Annotated in this window: 10 protein-coding genes; 4 read left to right on the forward strand and 6 right to left on the reverse strand. The window is 51.0% G+C overall.

The window, feature by feature from the left end; genetic code table 11:
- Positions 1-5 precede the first annotated feature (5 nt).
- The 4 genes from XM38_RS06260 to XM38_RS06275 all read right to left on the reverse strand — a co-directional run bounded on the left by XM38_RS06260 (position 6) and on the right by XM38_RS06275 (position 7,714).
- Positions 6-5,549 carry a DEAD/DEAH box helicase gene (locus XM38_RS06260; RefSeq protein WP_080813931.1) on the reverse strand — a complete coding sequence of 1,848 codons (5,544 nt, stop codon included), beginning with the start codon at positions 5,547-5,549 and terminating at the stop codon, positions 6-8.
- Positions 5,550-5,663: 114 nt separating this feature from the next.
- Positions 5,664-6,038, reverse strand: coding sequence for a hypothetical protein (locus XM38_RS06265; protein ID WP_080813930.1), 375 nt, complete (start codon positions 6,036-6,038; stop codon positions 5,664-5,666).
- Positions 6,035-6,538, reverse strand: a complete 504-nt coding sequence (locus XM38_RS06270) for a hypothetical protein (protein WP_080813928.1) — start codon at positions 6,536-6,538, stop codon at positions 6,035-6,037. The genes XM38_RS06265 and XM38_RS06270 overlap by 4 nt, the downstream gene beginning before the upstream one ends.
- A 42-nt stretch (positions 6,539-6,580) precedes the next feature.
- Positions 6,581-7,714 carry a ParM/StbA family protein gene (locus XM38_RS06275; RefSeq protein ID WP_080813927.1) on the reverse strand — a complete coding sequence of 378 codons (1,134 nt, stop codon included), beginning with the start codon at positions 7,712-7,714 and terminating at the stop codon, positions 6,581-6,583.
- 626 nt (positions 7,715-8,340) lie between these two features.
- Between XM38_RS06275 and XM38_RS06280 the strand changes: the two genes are divergently transcribed.
- A complete protein-coding gene (locus tag XM38_RS06280) occupies positions 8,341-8,658 on the forward strand; it encodes a hypothetical protein (protein ID WP_088429341.1) in 318 nt (105 codons plus the stop codon).
- 10 nt (positions 8,659-8,668) lie between these two features.
- The gene (gene mobF, locus XM38_RS06285; RefSeq protein ID WP_080813921.1) at positions 8,669-11,350 is read left to right on the forward strand and encodes a MobF family relaxase; all 2,682 of its coding nucleotides are present in this window, start codon (positions 8,669-8,671) and stop codon (positions 11,348-11,350) included.
- A gap of 299 nt (positions 11,351-11,649) precedes the next feature.
- Here mobF and XM38_RS06290 read toward each other — a convergent pair whose 3' ends face one another.
- A complete protein-coding gene (locus XM38_RS06290; RefSeq protein ID WP_080813919.1) occupies positions 11,650-15,183 on the reverse strand; it encodes a HEAT repeat domain-containing protein in 3,534 nt (1,177 codons plus the stop codon).
- Between the two features lie 541 nt (positions 15,184-15,724).
- Here XM38_RS06290 and XM38_RS25820 point away from each other — a divergent pair.
- Positions 15,725-15,895, forward strand: coding sequence for a hypothetical protein (locus tag XM38_RS25820; protein WP_187329308.1), 171 nt, complete (start codon positions 15,725-15,727; stop codon positions 15,893-15,895).
- Between the two features lie 188 nt (positions 15,896-16,083).
- Positions 16,084-16,269, forward strand: coding sequence for a hypothetical protein (locus tag XM38_RS06295; protein WP_080807475.1), 186 nt, complete (start codon positions 16,084-16,086; stop codon positions 16,267-16,269).
- Between the two features lie 48 nt (positions 16,270-16,317).
- On the opposite strand, the gene XM38_RS06300 is transcribed toward XM38_RS06295, so the two are convergent.
- A complete protein-coding gene (locus XM38_RS06300; protein WP_080807478.1) occupies positions 16,318-17,307 on the reverse strand; it encodes a hypothetical protein in 990 nt (329 codons plus the stop codon).
- Positions 17,308-17,437 lie beyond the last annotated feature (130 nt).

Consider the following 17,437-nt stretch of genomic DNA (forward strand, 5'->3'; position numbering starts at 1 on the left):
CGTAGTCATGTAGGGTCTCCCTGAAAACTCGCTTTAAGGTTCTGGATAAGTTGGGGATCTTCAGATTGGGCGGCTAAAACGGCAAAGCCCTGAGCCTTCAAGAGTTCTGCAACAGTCTCAAAGTCTGGTTGCTCAGCATCTACCAGACGCATAGAACGACCGTTAACTGAAACCTCAGCCAGATACTCACCAACCACGCGCCCTCCATCGGCCACGTCCCCACCGGCTTCTACTTGCCAGTTGTGCTCTTGAGCCAGTTGTTCCATGATGGGCCGCCATCGGGCATCGAAGAGATCAAGGTCAACATGCCCGTCACGTTTATTGTTCTCATTGCTCGTAGCAGTATCAGAAGTGACAGATCCTTCCCCAAACACACCGGGATATCTCTTGAGAATTTCTGCCCAATCTGCTCGGTAACCAAACCGAAGCACCGTGTAACCAAAGTCCTCCAGACAATCAGCCTGGTTCTGGTCCCGCTTGTGCCGGTCTGGAAAATCGTGGTGAGGGCCATCCACATAAATCACCGTGGCGTTATCTCGATACAGAAAATCAGGCCGAGTTCCACAATCTGGAATCAACACCTGAGCCTCAGAGGGCAAGCGATATCCTCGCGCCTGGAGGTACTGCAACCACTCCCGCTCAAGACCGGAATCGGTTTTGTTGAGCAATCCATCCAAATGCTCAGTCCGCGACTTCGATGATGGGGAAGCCAGCACCTCAGCTTCCGTTAGCTGCATTAGAACATCGCGAATTCTCTGACGATCCAGCAGGGCATGGTCTCGCTGGTTGCTGTAGTTCATCAAGCAGTCGTAGCAGGCGGCTTCGCAGTTTTCCTCCGACTGCGGTCCATGGCCCAGGTCCTCACCCGTTTCTGGATTAAAGTGGCAAACTTCCAAAGCCGCTTTAGCCACAGAAGCCAGCGCTGTTGGGTCATTCAACAGCCGCTTCAACACCCCTGCCCCACCCTCAGCAGATTCATAGAACAGAATCAGCCGCCGATCGTCGCGATTTGGCAGAGGTTCCGCAGCTAGTTCATTATCTTCAAGCTGATAAGTTACTTGGATAGCCTGTTTGAGAGCTGCCTGCAACGAGGCCATTTGCTCAGGTCTGAGGGAGCCCTTCGGCTCAAACAGCAGGCTGTTGCGGTTGTCCTGCACATAGGGAATTACTCTCGATGTTCGGGGAGATAGGGGATCAGAGACATCCTCTTCCTCAGTGGCTTGCTCGTTCTTAGCCCAGTAGCCCCGTTCAATATCGAGCACAAAGCCAAACTGATCTTTGTTCTTGCGGCGAGCCCATCCCAGGTTAATACGCCATAGCTCGGCATTTTGGGCATAGGTCAGCTTGGCCAGATCTTTGCCTTTCCGTTTCACCGTGGCAACCTGGTAAGAGGGATGCCCATCCCGCTCAGGGAAGCGAACTCCCGTACAGAGGTCGTAGCCCAGGCGCAGGCGTTCTTCTTCGTCAGAGTTAATTTTGTCGCGGCGTTTGGTGGTGACGTTCTGCAGCCGGAAGAGCGATCGCAACGACGTACTCAAATCTGCCGCACAGCGTTCACACTTATCCAGCCCTACCCCGTCATTGACCGGATGCAGATAGCCACAGCGGGGACAGGGCTTCACTTCGCCCAGTGACAGGGTGCCCTCGTCTCCTTCCACTGGCAAAATGACTCGGTTGATCAGGTACTTCGACCCCTCGTGGTACACCACCGAACGGGGACCAAATTCGGATATTGCCAGGAACCGAGGGCGAGATAGGTACTCCTCCCGGCCCTGACGCATTCGCCGTGCCGGAATGTAGGCCGACAGGGGCAACCGAGGGAAGTTATAGCCCGGCAAGAACCCTTCGCTGGCGAAATAGCGATAGCTGTAGAAGTCTGATTGGGCCAGGTTATCCGAAACCGTCAGCAGCTCCAGCTGGGCTTCCGCTTCTCGCCGTAGCCGTTTGGCCTGGTCCTTATCCCTGGCCGGACGAGAGGCATCCTGGATAATTCGGTTCTGAACATTGAACTGCGCCAGGGCTGCTCGATAAAGGTCTCGCCACCGCTGGCAGGTATTCTCAAATCGTTGAGCAATTTGAGTGAAGACATTGTCCAGCCAGGTATCGTTGAACAGGCTGGAGTCATCCATCTCCGCCTTCAAAGTATCCAGAATGCGATGAGCCCGTTTCTTTGCTCTCTGCTTAGCTCCAGCATCATTCAAAGCCGCCAGAACATGGTCCTGCAGTTCCAGCGTAGGGGCATCCTCGACCAGGTCAAGCTTGAGAATTTCCTTCAGAGACGAGCCTAGATTTAGACCAGCTTCCGCTAGCCAGACCGCCTGCAGGTGGGCTCGAATTAAGTCTTCGTTGCTCAGATCCAGCCGGGGCGGGGTGACAGCTCCCGTTACCATACGGTCGGGGCGTTTGAAGAAGTACTGATCGTGGGAGCTGCCCGTTGAACAATAGGCAAACACCAGGGCTGGTTGGCCACTGCGCCCGGCTCGGCCACTGCGCTGGGCATAGTTGGCAGGGGTAGGGGGAACATTTCTCAGGTTGACCACGTTGAGGTCGGCAATGTCTACCCCCAACTCCATGGTGGGAGAACAGTAAAGGATAGACAGATCCCCGGTTCGGAAAGCTTGTTCTCGCTTTTCCCGTTCATCGGAGGGCACTTGGGCGGTATGCTCACGGGCTTCCAGTCCTTGAGTCGTGGCCGCGATTTTGCGATAGAACTCGACAAAGAACTCATTGGTGCGGCTACCACCCTCCGGCAGCTGGGGCACACGGGTAGGGTCATGAAAGGGGGTGGTTCCATCGCCCACTGTCCACTGCAGAGCGGAAGCCACCAGTTGATAGCCCGGCACCTCCCCCTCCTTTTTCGGGGCGAGTACCTCTTCAACAATACCCGCGATTTTCAGCCCTTGCAGCAGTCCCCGAATAATCTGGTCCGTATCCTCTAGCTTGAGCCTCTCGCCAAAGTTGTCGAACGTGCTGGTGCGCCGCAAGTATTGACCATAGCCACTCCTCGATGACAGGAAAACATTGCCCCCAAAATCTTCTCCTTGCTTAAAGGAACGGGGAAATAGGACCGTGGCGTAGTGCAGGGTCTCGTTTTCGTCCAGCGCCCAGGGGTCTTTCAACCGTTGAGAGCTGCGCTGTTGGATGCGCTCCTGGTAGCGAGCATCTAAATAATCAACCTTGATGGCCAGCTCCCGCCGCATAAAGTCGAGCAGTACTTTAGCCACCTGCACGCGGGTTTCTGGAGCAGCGCTGACTAATGCCGGATGGCAGGACTGCCAGATGTCTTCGTCCTGGCAAACATCTTCCAGAGAAAGGTATTGAATTTCTAATAGCCCACACTGCTCCAGGTTGGGCGAGGTAATGCGCCATCCCCGTCGCAGGTCGAGGTAAAGCCGGTAGCCCAGTACATCCCGAAGGGCCTGATGGGTATCTTTTAGGGCCTGGTATTTAACAGCTGGGTCACTGGCATACAGGTCCAACGGCAGATTGAGGGCATCGAACACCCGCTGGGGTAGCTCATCATGGCGGAGCCCGTCTGTACTGGCTCGTTCGACGGCTTTGTATAGGGCTGCCCGCAGGAGCCCCACTTCAATAAAGTCGTTGAAATGTCCGGCCTGCAGCGAGGCATCTTGGCGGTTATCGGTAAAGCTGAGGAGTTTCTTCGCAGTTTCCGTCAGGTTAGAGCCCTTGAGTTTCAGAACTGAAGAGAGAGTGAGGATTGTCGTTGCGGTACTCCGCCCTTCTGATCCTAGAGACGCTAATTTCGCAAAGTCGGAGCGCTGGCGGCTGCCGTAGGAGACACCGCAGTTCAGGCAGAACCGAAAGGGCGTGGGTAGAAAATGGCCGAATAGGTCAGGTTCCCCAATAAACCCATCCGTCTTGAAGTGCATGGGTTCAGGCAAATGCTTCTTGCGAGACTGGCGCACCCGTGGCCCTCGAGTGGGATGTTCCTCAATCCAGTCTTCTGGCAGCAAATTCAGCATGCCTTCTGGGTCTGTGGGCCAGGGATTTCTGGTGTTGAGATAGAGGAAGCCAGATTCGCTGACGTTGTCGTTTTGGGTATCGGATAACTCACGGGGTTCTAGCTTGGCCTGATCAACCGCGAAGTCATGGGTGCGCCTGACGGCGTAATACTCTTGACCACATTCACGGCAAAATACCAGCGGCAGCAAAATGCGGCTGCGATCGCCCGGTACAAACTGCTGGGCCTGAAGGGTAATATGGCGCTCCTCTTCAGTGCCTAGGGAGGCATAGACCGTGTCGCCTTTGCTGATGAACTGGTGCAGCCGAAAAGCAAAGGGAGCAAAGTCAGTCTCAGGATGTTTAACCTTATGCCCAATCAGCAACCCTTCTTTGATGGCTGCAGCACACTGTTCCTTAGGGACATCGATGAGCTGACTTAACGATTCAGCCGCCGCCTGTTTCCCAAGAAGACTTTGTGGCTTAGCCCTAACGAGACGCCCGGTTTCGGGCTCAGGTTCTACCCCAAAGGTGCCCTCAATCCAAATGGAGAGAGGGTCTTGGATAAAGGTGTCATACTCACTAGAGAGGGGATTGGGTGGATTGACAATCCGAGTTCTCAACGCCTGAATAAAGGCAGGGTCTTGAAACTCTCGGTCGGGAGTAGCCCGTTTTAGGGTTTCACCGATGATGTGCTCTGGCTTGACGGTAGTACCAAAGAGCTGAGTGGCGACCTTCGCTACCTCGGCCTGCTGTTCTGAATAAGTGCCGCCACTAGCAAGGGTGGCGGAAGTGCCGACACACTGGAGGCTGTCAGCAGCCATGCGCTCTCGCACCCGCCTGACCAGCAGGGCAACGTCTGCCCCTTGCCGCCCCCGATAGGTGTGGAGTTCATCCAGTACCAGAAACTGCAGCCCCTGAGCCGCTTCAATTAGCTTGCGCTCCTTAGGACGGGTCAGAATCAGCTCCAGCATGACGTAGTTGGTCAGTAGAATATCAGGGGGATTGTCGAGAATCTGCTGCCGTTCGTCTTCTTTTTCTTGCCCGGTGTAGCGCTCGAAGGTAACCGGAGGTGAACCTTCGGGATAGCCTTGCTGTAGGAATTTACGGAGTTCTCCGGCCTGGCTGTTGGCCAGGGCATTCATGGGGTAAACCACGATAGCTTGAATCCCTTTTCCAGAACCCCGCTTCAGCACATGGTTCACGATAGGGATGATGTAGGACAGGCTTTTCCCTGAACCGGTGCCTGTGGTTAAGACATAGTTGTGGCCTTCTGAGGCTGTCAGCACGGCATCAAACTGATGCTTGTGCAGTCTGAGGGCAGACCCACTGCTCTCTGTTTTACCTTTTTTGACTCTGAATATAGAGGAACACTCTTCGTGGAGAATGTCACGAGCAACCAGGTCATCAATCCATTCCCCCGGTTCAAAGGAAGGATTGAGTTGAATCAATGGCTCTGGCCAAAGGACCCCCGACTTGAGCTTCTCTTCGACGTGTTGCTTGATGTGCTCGTCTCGAATCTGAATGAAGCTGGTGACGTACTTGCTGTAGTCGCCAATTAATCCATCGCGGAAGTCAAAAATATTCATTGGGGATTAGACCACTAAGCCCTTAAATTGAGACCCTTATCTACTAAGGTGCCCACTATTATTTCTAAGTCATCAAATAAAATCCTTAAAATTACGCAGAATTTTAATCTACCTTCATGCTTCAATCAAAGGCTCATGTTGAATACTCTTTTCCCCGAAATCTGTTTGCAGTAACCGTCGAATTAGAGTAAGTCGCTGGACGTCTTGTTGCGTTAACCAGGATTCAATTTCATAAAAGGCTTGTCCATTTTTATACTGGGTCCGTAGCGTCAGAATCGTTTCCGGCAGGTGGTGGTTATCTCCCTTGAATTCAATATTCAGATTTCGACCCCGCTCCACAATCATGTAGAACTGCTTACCCTCAAACACTCGCTGCCCAAGAGGTTGGTCTTGACAGAACCGTTCCAGGAGAAGCACAGCAGTTCCCGCAATCTGCTCTTGGGTCTTGCGGTCAACCGGGATAGGTTCTCTAGCTTTAGGTGATTTCACGTCAAGTCATTGATGAAGGGATTGAGCCCTGCCATGATTGCTGCGTCGTCTCCTAAGAATGCTCGCAGTTGTTCATCGGCGGGGCCATCAGCGGGTAGAGACTGATCTGGGAAGACTGCAGTTTTGCTGGGTTCTACTATTTTCATGGAGGTAGAACCAGCGCAGCGTTCTTTGGGATCTACATGAAATGCCAATGAATCAAGGCGATGTGGTTCAGATAAAACTTCCGGGGACAGCAACTCTGGGAAGAATTGCTCTTTGATTTCTGCAATCTGAGTCGTCAACTGTCGAATCGATCGCATCGCCTGCCGCCGGATCTCATCCTCTGAAGCTGCCATTGCTGCCATGGCAAAGGGACCATAGAAACCGTTCAAAGCAGATCGCGTTCGAGCATGCAGGTCATGGCGCGATCGCCCGCGACAGTAATCGATGACGGCCACATCCAACTCATCCTGGCTGGAGTACTGAATTCGGGCTTTGGTTCTGAATGCGTGGGTCATGCTTCCAAGTCCTTGTCTTGGGTGAGCGGGTTGAGGCGATCTCTAGCGGGGTTGAGCCGGTGCAGCGCTGTACATGAACGTCTTGAACAACCCATAGACATCTGCCCAGCGAACGCTGGTAATCAAATCAGGCTCTGCTGTCCCCTCCTGTCCTCGGAGCACATCCATCATTTCCGGCCTTAACGTCTCCGCCCAGGCAATCTGCTGAGTGAGTCCCCGCTGGTCAAAAAACTGCTTTAACTCTGCACGGATGAAATAGGCGGCACCGCCACCCACAATCACGTCCACTTCGGAAGCGGGCAGCCACTCCACCAAAAATTGATTGACTCGCTCCAGGTAAAACTCGCGAGCATAGATGCTGGCTTGAGACAGATCGAGGGCTTCCTGCCGACCGGGAATCTGAAACGTTTCATGGTTCTGAAGAATGGCTTCGAGCAAAGCTGGGTCATCGGGAGCGACACCAGGCAATTCAGTTGCACATTGCTTCAGGTACTCCACAAATCCAGGTCCTCGAGAAGTGCTGTTGGTTTCCTGGGGAGTGCTGCCCTTCTCGAAGGTAAGGATGGAGAGATTGCGGTGGCCAAACATGAGGACAACAACAGTGCGATCGCGAATACTGATACCCGATTTTGCCAACTGCAACCCCTTCGCTAGATAAAGCCCCGCTCCCTCCGGCTGCATCTCGATTCGCTCTAGCTGCCCAGAGAGGACTTTGCCACGAAAGCTGAATTCTGAAATTGCCCCTTGCATCTGGGCTTTGAGTTCTTTCCGGTCTTGCCAGTATTCCTCCAGCGGCAGCAGCAACCCTAAATGAACTCCGAACTCACAACCAGAGTTGTCAGAATCATGTCTACTCAAAGTCTTGTCGGCAATAACGCCTAATGTCGCCAGGATTTTGTAGACGGCGCGATCGCGCTTCGGCAGAGCTAATCCAGAGTCGCCCTTTTGAGCGATCGCGAGTGCCCCAACGGCATAGGTGCCATTGCCCACCGTGATGTAAGCACTATCTTCCGGTTCCTGACTGGTGAGTCCGCCTAACGTGAGGCGATCGAGGCGGGAGGGGTTGAGGCGAGCCACTTGCGGAGCCAGGTGCAGTAATTCAGGTTTACGATGCCAATAAAAACACTTGGTCGCGGAGCTACCCATGTCAATGTAAGTCTGGAGCTTTGCAGTCATAAATAAAAGCCAAATAACGACTTGTCATCAACAACATGAAGGCATTTAGAGAGCCCTGTCATTGCTAAATGACACTCTCATTTTGGCGAGTCGTTTTAATTCACGACTTAATCGCGGTTGAATTGTGATTTCTAGTAAATTTCATCAATGACATGATGCAGATTACTTCGATACTGCAGTGTTGGAGCACGGCTTGATCACGACTTAACCATAAGTAAAATGGTCTGTAGGCCACAATGAAAAAGATCCATGTCATAATTAACAACTTAAAAAAGGCTCTTTCACGATTTGAAAATGACTTACCAGAATTTTTGCGCTGGTTGCAGTAGACTTGCTCATAATTGTGATTTTCAAGAACTAATTTCACAGCATTTCTGATGACTGAAAGTCGGCGTTCTACCTGAGCTAAAACTGGAGACATCAGCGCGTTTTCTCAACAGCAGATTTCTGGGAGAGAACGACAGGCAACTGAATATTGGAGGCTACGCCACTCCACTGCGTTTCGTAGCTTCGCTTCCACACACCACGCCCAGCCCTGGGCCAGGGGGTTCTGGAAACCCCGTTCAGTAAGGGATGCAGTCGTGGTTGAGAATCACCGCTCATGTATTGAATTCACGGAAAAACTGATGGGTAAAGGATTTAGCGTATCGCTGCCCCTAGAAGAGGCCGCAGCGGTGGAAAAAGAGGCCAATCGGCTGGGATTGCCAGCAGCCAGCATCATTCGGTTAATGATGCGTGAGGGTCAGCAGCGTCACGAACTGGAGCACCAGATGGATGACCTGAAGGCCCGGATCGAGCGGTTGCAGGTGCGGTTTCAAGGTCTGCAGATTTTGCTGGAGACGATCGCTCTGGAGCAAGCCAATGCCCGAGGGCCACAAGCCCTGGAAAATCGGAAGGCGCTGATTCAGGAGATTCGCAAGCGCCAAGACCAGGTGGGCGGGTAGGAGGTGGGTCATGCTGAGCCTGACGGTGATCAGCCCCAACCAGGGCGAAACCTACTACACCGCTGAAAACTACTACTCCAATGAGGAGAACCAGGCCAACTCGACCTGGTCGGGTAAAGGGGCCAGATCGCTGGGGTTATCGGGCCAGGTGCAGGGCGAGGCCTTTAAGAACCTGCTCCACGGCAACAGTACTCAGGGCGACAAAACCCTGTCGGGGCGGAAGATCAATCCCGAAAAGCATCGGGCAGGCATTGACCTGACCTTCAGTGCGCCGAAAAGTCTCAGTCTGGCCGCGCTGGTCGGAGGCAACGAAGCCTTGGAGCAAGCTCATCGCACGGCGATGGCTCGAACGCTAGAAGTCATCGAGGAGCGGTATGCCCAGACGCGAGTACGGACGGAGGAGGGAAGAAAAGCGATCGCTACCGGCAATCTCATCGTGGCCCAGTTTCACCACGACACCTCTCGGGAGAAAGACCCGCAGTTGCACACCCACTGTGTCGTCATCAATGCCACGCAACTGGCAGACGGACGCTGGCAGTCCCTGCACAATGACATTCTGTTCAAGCAGCAGAAACTGCTGGGGATGATTTACCAGAACGAACTGGCAGTCGAGGTGCAGCGGTTGGGCTATGCCATTGACCCTAGAGCTAATGGTCAGTTTGAACTACAGGGGTATCGACCGGCAGACCTGCAAACCTTTTCTAAACGGCGGGAGCAGATTTTGGCGACGGTGGGAGAGAATGCCACGGCCCAGGAGCGGGAGCTGGCCACCCTGATGACGCGAGCACCCAAGGGCAAGGAAATTCCCCGGGAGGAACTGCGAGCTTACTGGCAGGCGCAAGCCGAGGTTTTGCATCTGGAGCATCCCCAGCCTCGGGTCCTGGACTGGCAAAGTGATCTGAAAAAGGCGGTGCAGGCAGGGCTGAATCATTGCTCCGAGCGGGAGGCGGTGTTCCGGCGAGAGCAGGTGGAGCGCTTTGCCCTGGAGAATCATCTGGGGCAGCAATTCTTTGAGGACTTGCAGCAGACCCTCGATACCGATCCGGAGGTAATTCACACCGATGATCAGCGGTTGACGACGCAGACGGCGGTGCTGAGAGAGCTAGAAACGATTCGGACGGTACTGGAGGGCCGAGGGCAGGTGGGGGCAATTGCCAGCGAAGGTTGGGTGGCAGCGACTTTGGCAGATCAGGGGTTAACGCAAGGTCAGTATGAGGGGATTTTGCTGGCGGCGACGACTCGCGATCGCGTTATTGCCTGGCAGGGGGTGGCAGGAGCCGGGAAAAGTTTTGCCTTGAACCAGTTCCGCCGGATTGCGGAGGCTCAAGGGTACACCGTTCGAGGCTTTGCTCCCAGTGCGGAGGCGGCAAAGTCGTTGGGGGAGTCGGCCCAGATTCAGCAGACAGAGACGGTGGCAGCGTTGCTCTGTGCTCAGCCCCAGGAGACACCCTCTCAGTTTCCAGAGATCTGGGTGGTGGATGAGGCGGGACTTTTAAGCGCAAAAGATGCTCTGGCGCTGCTGACCCAGGCTCAGGAGCAGCAGGCGCGCGTGATTCTGGTGGGGGACACCCGGCAGTTGTCAGCAGTGGAAGCGGGGAATCCATTCAAGAGCTTGCAGCAGGCAGGGATGGTGACGGCTTACCTGCATCAGTCTTTGCGGCAGAAGAACCGGCAGATTAAGGCTGGGGTAGATCTGATTGCGGAAGGGAAGATTGCGGAAGGAATTCAGCAACTAAAGCCATACATTCATCAGGTGAGTAGTGAGGAGGCGAGGGCGCAGGAGATCGCCCATGACTATCTGACCCTGACGCCGGAGGAGCGACGGAAAACGCTTCTGCTGGCAGGGACAAACCGGGAGCGGTTGGCCATCACTCAAGCAATTCGAGCAGGACTAAAGTCGGAGGGGCAGTTAGGCCAGAATGTTCTGATGCAGCGGCTCAAGGCCAGGGATTTGACCTCGGTGCAGATGGCCTATGCTCACCACTTTCAGGTCGGTGATGTGCTGATGCCCCAGGCCAGTTACAGGCGATGGGGGTTGGAGCGGGGACAGCGGTATGAGGTGCTTGCAGTGGATGTGCAGCAGAATGTGGTGACCCTGCGGGCTGAGAGGGGACCTGCTGTGCAGGTTGATCCAGCCAGGGTTGGGAAGAAGTCGGTGTACAGGATCGAGGAGATTGAGGTGGCGATCGGGGACCGTCTGAAATGGACGAAGAACCAGGCCACGCTGGGCCGCCGCAATGGGCAGGAGTTTGAGGTCTACGGCATTGAGGATGGGCAGGTTCTGATTCATTATGGCAGCGGAAAAACAGAAAGTCTGAGCTGTTCAGAGCTGGCCCATCTGGACTATGCCATGGTGAGCACGACCTACGGAGCTCAAGGCAAGTCAGCGGAGCGGGTGATTGGGGCGTTGGATCGGCATCTGGGGCGGGAGAACTTTTATGTGACGGTAAGTCGGGTGAAGCATGACCTGAGGCTTTACGCTTCCGAGGATTTGGACCGGCTGATTGCGCGGGCAGAGCAGTCCAGGGCGAAGGAGAATCCAGGGGAGGTGGTGAGAATTCAGCAGGATGGCGATCAGCAACTAGCCTCTGTGCAGACCATAAGGCATCAGAATAGCGACCTAAGCTTCCGAAACTTGGATGAGGAGAAGCAAGGACCGCCGTTGAATAACAAGATTGAATTGGAACGCTGATCAGCGATTTCCAAAAAAATGAGATCGAGAAGTTGCATGGCGTTAATTTTTCTCAGCTGCTAGTTGTCCTTGCTTTCCTCAAATTCAGCGCGATTTCTCGAATGCCTTCAGCAATTTTTTGAAATGCTTCGTCTTGGTTGGCCCAGGTGATGACAGGCCTATGTATTTTAGGCAACATTACAAGTTGGCTAAAGGGCACACCGGCACGATCTCTTGAGTAAGATGCTGTGGCTGGCGAGTTGGGTCTGCAAAGGGGCGTCGGCAGGGATGCAGGAGAAGTAGAGGACAATGGTTTTTCTTTAGGGAATGATGCTCTGAAAGATTTCGTAGTTGTAGAACTTGCAGCGACTCTGGATAGTTGAGATCAAGCTGGGTACATACGTGAAAATATTGTTCGAATCTGATTCTAATAAAAGTTTGCTGAGGTAGCCTATTTGATCAGGCTGAATGATTTCTTTCAATGAGGAAGCAAATTTCCAGACTTCATCAGAATTAGCTATCTTTAGAGCCTCAATTAATTCATCAAAACTATACTCATTAACCAACCTATCTATCATGATGCTGACGTTATCGCCAGTTGATTGTTCGGTAGAAAGATAATCGTGATAAATGTCATTTGAATCCCCACTGATCCTTTTAATCGCTAATCTTGCATTCTTCCGCACTTGGGAATCTTGACTACTTAACTCCGTTTTCAAAGCCGTCAGGCAGCCTCCTCCTAGCTCGCATAGTGCGCCGATAGCATCACGTGAGACTGACGAATCTTCAAATCCAATAGAGTTTCGACAACCTAAAGCTTCAATCAAGACTGGAATACTATCAGTAGCTCCTTCCTTAGCAAGGATAAGAGCAGCGGATAATCGGATTTGAATTTTCGGATCATGAAGGGAACGGACAAGAGCACCCCTTGATGCTTCAGTAGGTATCTTCCCCAAAGTTTCGATACAATCTTTTCGGATATCTTCGGTAGAAGACAAATCTTCTAGAATTTCAATAATAGACTGATCGAGATTCTCAACACCTAGTTTTCCTAGAGCCAAGAGAGTCTGTATATAAATTTGATTAAACTCAAACACGTTACCTGTCTCATTAAGTTCTTTTTCAGCTCTTCTAAGATTCTCTTTAAGAAATGAAATAACGGTTGAATCGCCTATCTCACCAAGAGCCTTAATGGCAAAAGTTTTGACAGATAAATTCTCATGTTCGTTTAGTAGAGCTTTGATCAATATTGGAATGGATTCTTTTTTGCGCTTTTGCAACAATATAGATATTGCCACTGAATGTTTAGAGCTATACTGGGTTGTTTTGGAGTCATCTTCAGTAAGAACTCTTTCAAGAACGTGCATAACCGTCAAGTCATCCACGATAATTAGGGCCGTACTAGCACTATTGCGGACTAGGAAATCTGAGTCAAGAAATGCAACACTCAATAACGCTTCTGCTATGGTTTCAGAAATCGACTGAGTTTTTGTTACGATCTCTATCGCCCGTTTTTTGACTACAGAGTCATTACTCTTCAACGCGTTTATTAAATCATTTTCCAAAAAAACAAGCGCATCTTTCTGTAGTGAGTCACAAACAAAATTTCTAACTTGCATGTCATCATCGAGCCAGGCTTTTGCAAGTATAGAAAGAGCTTCTTCATCACCCACATCTCTTAACGCGTGTGCAGCTGAACGTCGAGTAACGCTATCTTCGTCATGGAGTGCTATTTCTAGGAAAGGAAGAATATCTCCATACCCTTTGTTGAGTAGCAAATGAAGACTTGTTATTGCTTTACGTCTAGCTTCAAGATCTGCGTGTATGAGAGTCTCGCCTAACAGAGGTATTACCTTATCTCTATCTATGTTCTCAATGGCAAGAAGTGCTCTAAAGTGATGCTTTTCAACACATAAAGCTTCTTGAAGTGCGGGAATAGCTGATTCATCTCCAAAACTGGCTACTTCACAAGCGGCTATCCAACGAATATCTTCGTCTGAATCTTCTAATGCCTTTTTTAGAGTATCTACAGAGCTGAGAGTATTTACTTTTCCTAAGGCTTTTATTGTTTCACTCTTTATAAAGGCTTCATCACTTTCTAGTAGTGGGCTCAAAAATGAAATAGCGGCAAAAGATTTTGTCTCTCCTAGAAGCTTGATTTTGAGTTTTAGAGGGACTGACAAATCATTGACCGAGTTTACTGCCGAAACCTGTAAGTTATGTTTTGCATTTCCAGCTAGCCTCGCTCCCAGCATTGAATCCACATCATTCATCGCCAGCTTCACTACCCGCAACGCCTGCGCTTCCTCATCCACCAGTGCCAGCATCAGAGCAATGGGTTCAGTCCACTTCAACAGGTTGAGGTAGTCTCGCTTTAGTTCCTCATCGCTTAGGTCTGGCAATAGCCGCAGCAAATGTTCTGCCGCATAATATTCCTGGATTAGCTGGTGGCGAAACTCAATTTGGTCAGTACTGCGGTTTTGCAGCAGGTGGTACTTGAGCAGGTCATCCAAAATATCTCGAACTGGGAACTGCTCATTGGAGAAAATTCTGCTGAGTTCCTGCTCTGCCTCATCTCGGTGGATGGCTACACGAAAATCAACCGGGGTTTCTCCCTGCATCATGACTGCGGCAAGAGCTTGCAGGGCGGGTTTCCAGAGTCTGCGATCGCTCAGCGGTCTCACATCCCCTTTCAGCAGCGTCACCTCATGCTTTCGCACACTGCTGTCTTCATACATCCGGGTAAATGCCTGAAAAATCCCCGCCAGGTTAGAGGGCATTTGATGCTCAGGCGACTGCTGAAAGACCTCGCAGAGCATCCACAGCAGTAAAGGCGTTTGGCCGAACTCCCGCAAGCGATCGCTGAGTTGCCCCAGCATTGCCTCGGCCTGGTCTGACACGTAGGCGCGAATAAACGCCTTCATTTGCTCTTCAGTCAGGGACTGCATTTCCAGTTTCTTCTCGATGCCCAGATCTCCCCCCAGGCCCAGCTCTCGGGTGGTGAAGATCATGGGCACTTTGGAGTAGTCCTGCCGAAAGCTTGCCAGATGAGTTCTTGCCGTTTCGGATGGCAACTCATTTAACCCATCCACTAGGAGTAAAAAATGCCCCTGGCGCAGTAGCGATGTAAGAGTACTGTCATCCAGAGAAAGAGTGGGATCGTGTTTGTGGAGAAATGCCTGGATGCGATCGATGACTGAGGTTTGCCAGTAGCGCAGTTCTACCAAAATGGGAATTTGGCCTGAGCCCTGCTCCAATGCCTGAGTGGCCGTTTCCAGCAGTAGCCGAATCAACGCTGTCGATTTGCCAGAACCGGGACGTCCGACTAGCAATACATGGTCATCGGCATATTTGCAAATGCCTTCCAGCACAGGTAAGCGCTCAGTTTTCTCCTGCTGCTCCTGAAGTGGGTTCGCTTCCGAAACAGCCGAATCCTTTTCTTTCGGAACAGTCTGGACCATCAAGCCAAAGTCAAAGGGGGATGGACTCTCTGACTCCGATTCCTGAATTTTGCCAGTGGCATCGGTCAGCGTGTAGTAACGCCACCACTCTTTGTAGGTATCAACCAGCGATCTCAAGTAGGACTGAAAGCCAATCTGCGCTGGCGTCTTCGAAGCTGCACTGTTCTGAATTGCCTCGACGATCGCCTGCACCGCTGCATCATTGATTTCGACGAAGGTGCGATCGCCAATCTGAATGTCTTTGCCTTCGCCGATGGTGATGTTGTACTTGCCCAATTGAAACAGCGATCGCCCTTCTTCCCCCTGTAGAGCCTGCTGCAATGCCATAATATCTGCCTTGGAGTATTCACCTAAGGCAATGCGTTGAATGATGTCTTGCAGGCGATCGCTCATTGATAATCGGCAACGTCTAGTTTGATTACTCAGAGATGGAGAGTAGCCCTTGCTGAACTGCTGCTCTACTTACGGCCAATCTATCTCCTCGTTTAATTTTCGAGAAATTTTGGATAGATGGTGGGAAAAATCCAGATTCTCTTTACTCAGAGCGTCAATGACGGCACCATCCCTATCGGCAAACAGAGCAGAGGAATGAGCAAACTGGTAGTACATGCAGCAGATCAAGTAGCTCTATCCCGTCATTAACCAGAATGAGGATACAGCGAAGAAGCTACAGGAAGCAGCAGCTCTTGATACTAAAGGGTTTAACCGCTTTGGGGGCTGCGTTACGGGGGCTGTAGCGGATGCTTTTTGCCGTTCTCCCACTTCAACTTTACGAATCAATTACAACATTTGCTTGCATGGTGTATTTGTACTAAGCTAGATGCGTTTCGTTTAAGGGCTCTACACAAAATTGGATGCATCCTTTTTTGTCCGATCGCTGATGAGCGCTCCATCAGGCATTAAACAGTGATGAACCATTGAAAGGAACTAATCCATGACTCCACTTGAACGCTTGAAAGCAGGCTTGGAAAGATCTAAAGAAAACGGATGCGAAGACACTAGTACGGCTAATCAGTCTCAGCAAGATTATGAGCAACGGGCTGATGAAGCTGATCGCCAGTTACGTGAAAAGCAAGCTCGCGAATTGAAGAAGTTCTGGAGCTAAATTGAAGCTTGGCTGAGTTTTAGCCATCTGCCTCCTTAGATTAGGAAACCTGTCTCCTCGGTAATTTGCTGTGATGTAATAGCCGAGGAGCCGGATTTCTTTATGAAAACTAAATACAGAAGCATCCTGTTTATCGTTTGGGCTCTAGTAGAGGGGATTGGTCTTTAATATACCTATCCTTTGGAGCCATGCCACCCGAAGAGAATTTTGAGCAGCAACTTAGAAAGCTAGTTTTTGAAGATAACTGTGATCTGGACGATGCTTTTACTCAAGCAAAAAATGATCACCAAAACCTTGCTGGAAAAGCCGACAAGCTTTTCGAGATCAAGCAAAAAGTCGCTTTAGATCTTAAAAATTTTAAGCGCAAGTCTTGACGGCAGATCAATCTGGATGACATGCAAATACAATTTCCAATTCTGTCGCTAGTCGATGTCTATGTGTTCGTAGTCAGGCAAACGCTCAATTAGATAAGCAATGTATCCCTGTAGCTGAACAACACTATGTGAAGGCAAGTTTTCTGGAAGCAGATTCAGCCCCAGATAGTTCAATGCAAATATATAGAGTTCATCTTCAATAACTACTGGTGTAACAGGGTTTTCTAAACTATTTTTACGTCCCCAAGTCAAGCAATGACCAAGGTTTTCTAGAAATTGGTCTAGCGTAAAGTAAAACGCATCTATTTTTTCTTGAGACGCACTATTCTGAATGTCAGAATAGTGCTCTAAAGTATATTTTCCCAAAGACCTAGCTAAACCATTAGCCCGCTTCCGATCTAGCCAGCGGGCTACGACTTTGCCATCTTCTAATTCCTCGCGGAGCTGTTGGAGTAGCTTGATTTGTTCTTGAAGACACGTTTGGGAACGAGCTTCCGCGAGACTATTTTCCTGGCTGCTTTCGAGAGCTTGCAATTTTGCCGTCAGATTGTCTACCCCAGCTTGGAGGAGGATGTCGGCCTTAGCGGCAAGGGCAGACAATTCCTGCTGCACTTCCATGAGCTGCATGACCTTTCCTTTGACTTGATTGAAATCTGCTAGGTGTTGCTGGGGAAGGTGTCCTAATTTACGGAGTTCCTCTAGAGCCGCCAGACGAGTATTGAGATGATCTGCCAGTTGAGGTTCAAAAACAAGGGTAGGTAAAGGGGGATCCTCCAGGGGTGTTTCAGCTAGCTCAGTAGCGGAAGGAACACTCTGTACCAGCAAAGTTGCCTGAACAATCGCGCGAATATCGGCGGCAGTAGGGCCATAGTAGCGATGTCCCACCTGAACATCAGTCCCCTCGCCAATGACCGTATTGAATTTCCCATCCTGGGAAACAGATTGATTGACATTGGATGGGGGTAGTGGAGTTAACTGGCCATTTCTGGCTAGAGGCTTTTCAGTCGATTCAGATGTATCACCCTGTTTATCCAGCATCTTTGTTTCTAGCGAAAAAAGCTGATGTGTCCCGAGCATAACCCAGGAATTTGACCATAGCCAACTGTATGATCTTTAAGGGGAGTCTTTAAGCTTGCGTCGTCAACTTTTCTTAACACCCGATTAGCTT

The sequence above is a fragment of the Halomicronema hongdechloris C2206 genome, assembly GCF_002075285.3.
Lineage (GTDB): Bacteria > Cyanobacteriota > Cyanobacteriia > Phormidesmidales > Phormidesmidaceae > Halomicronema_B > Halomicronema_B hongdechloris.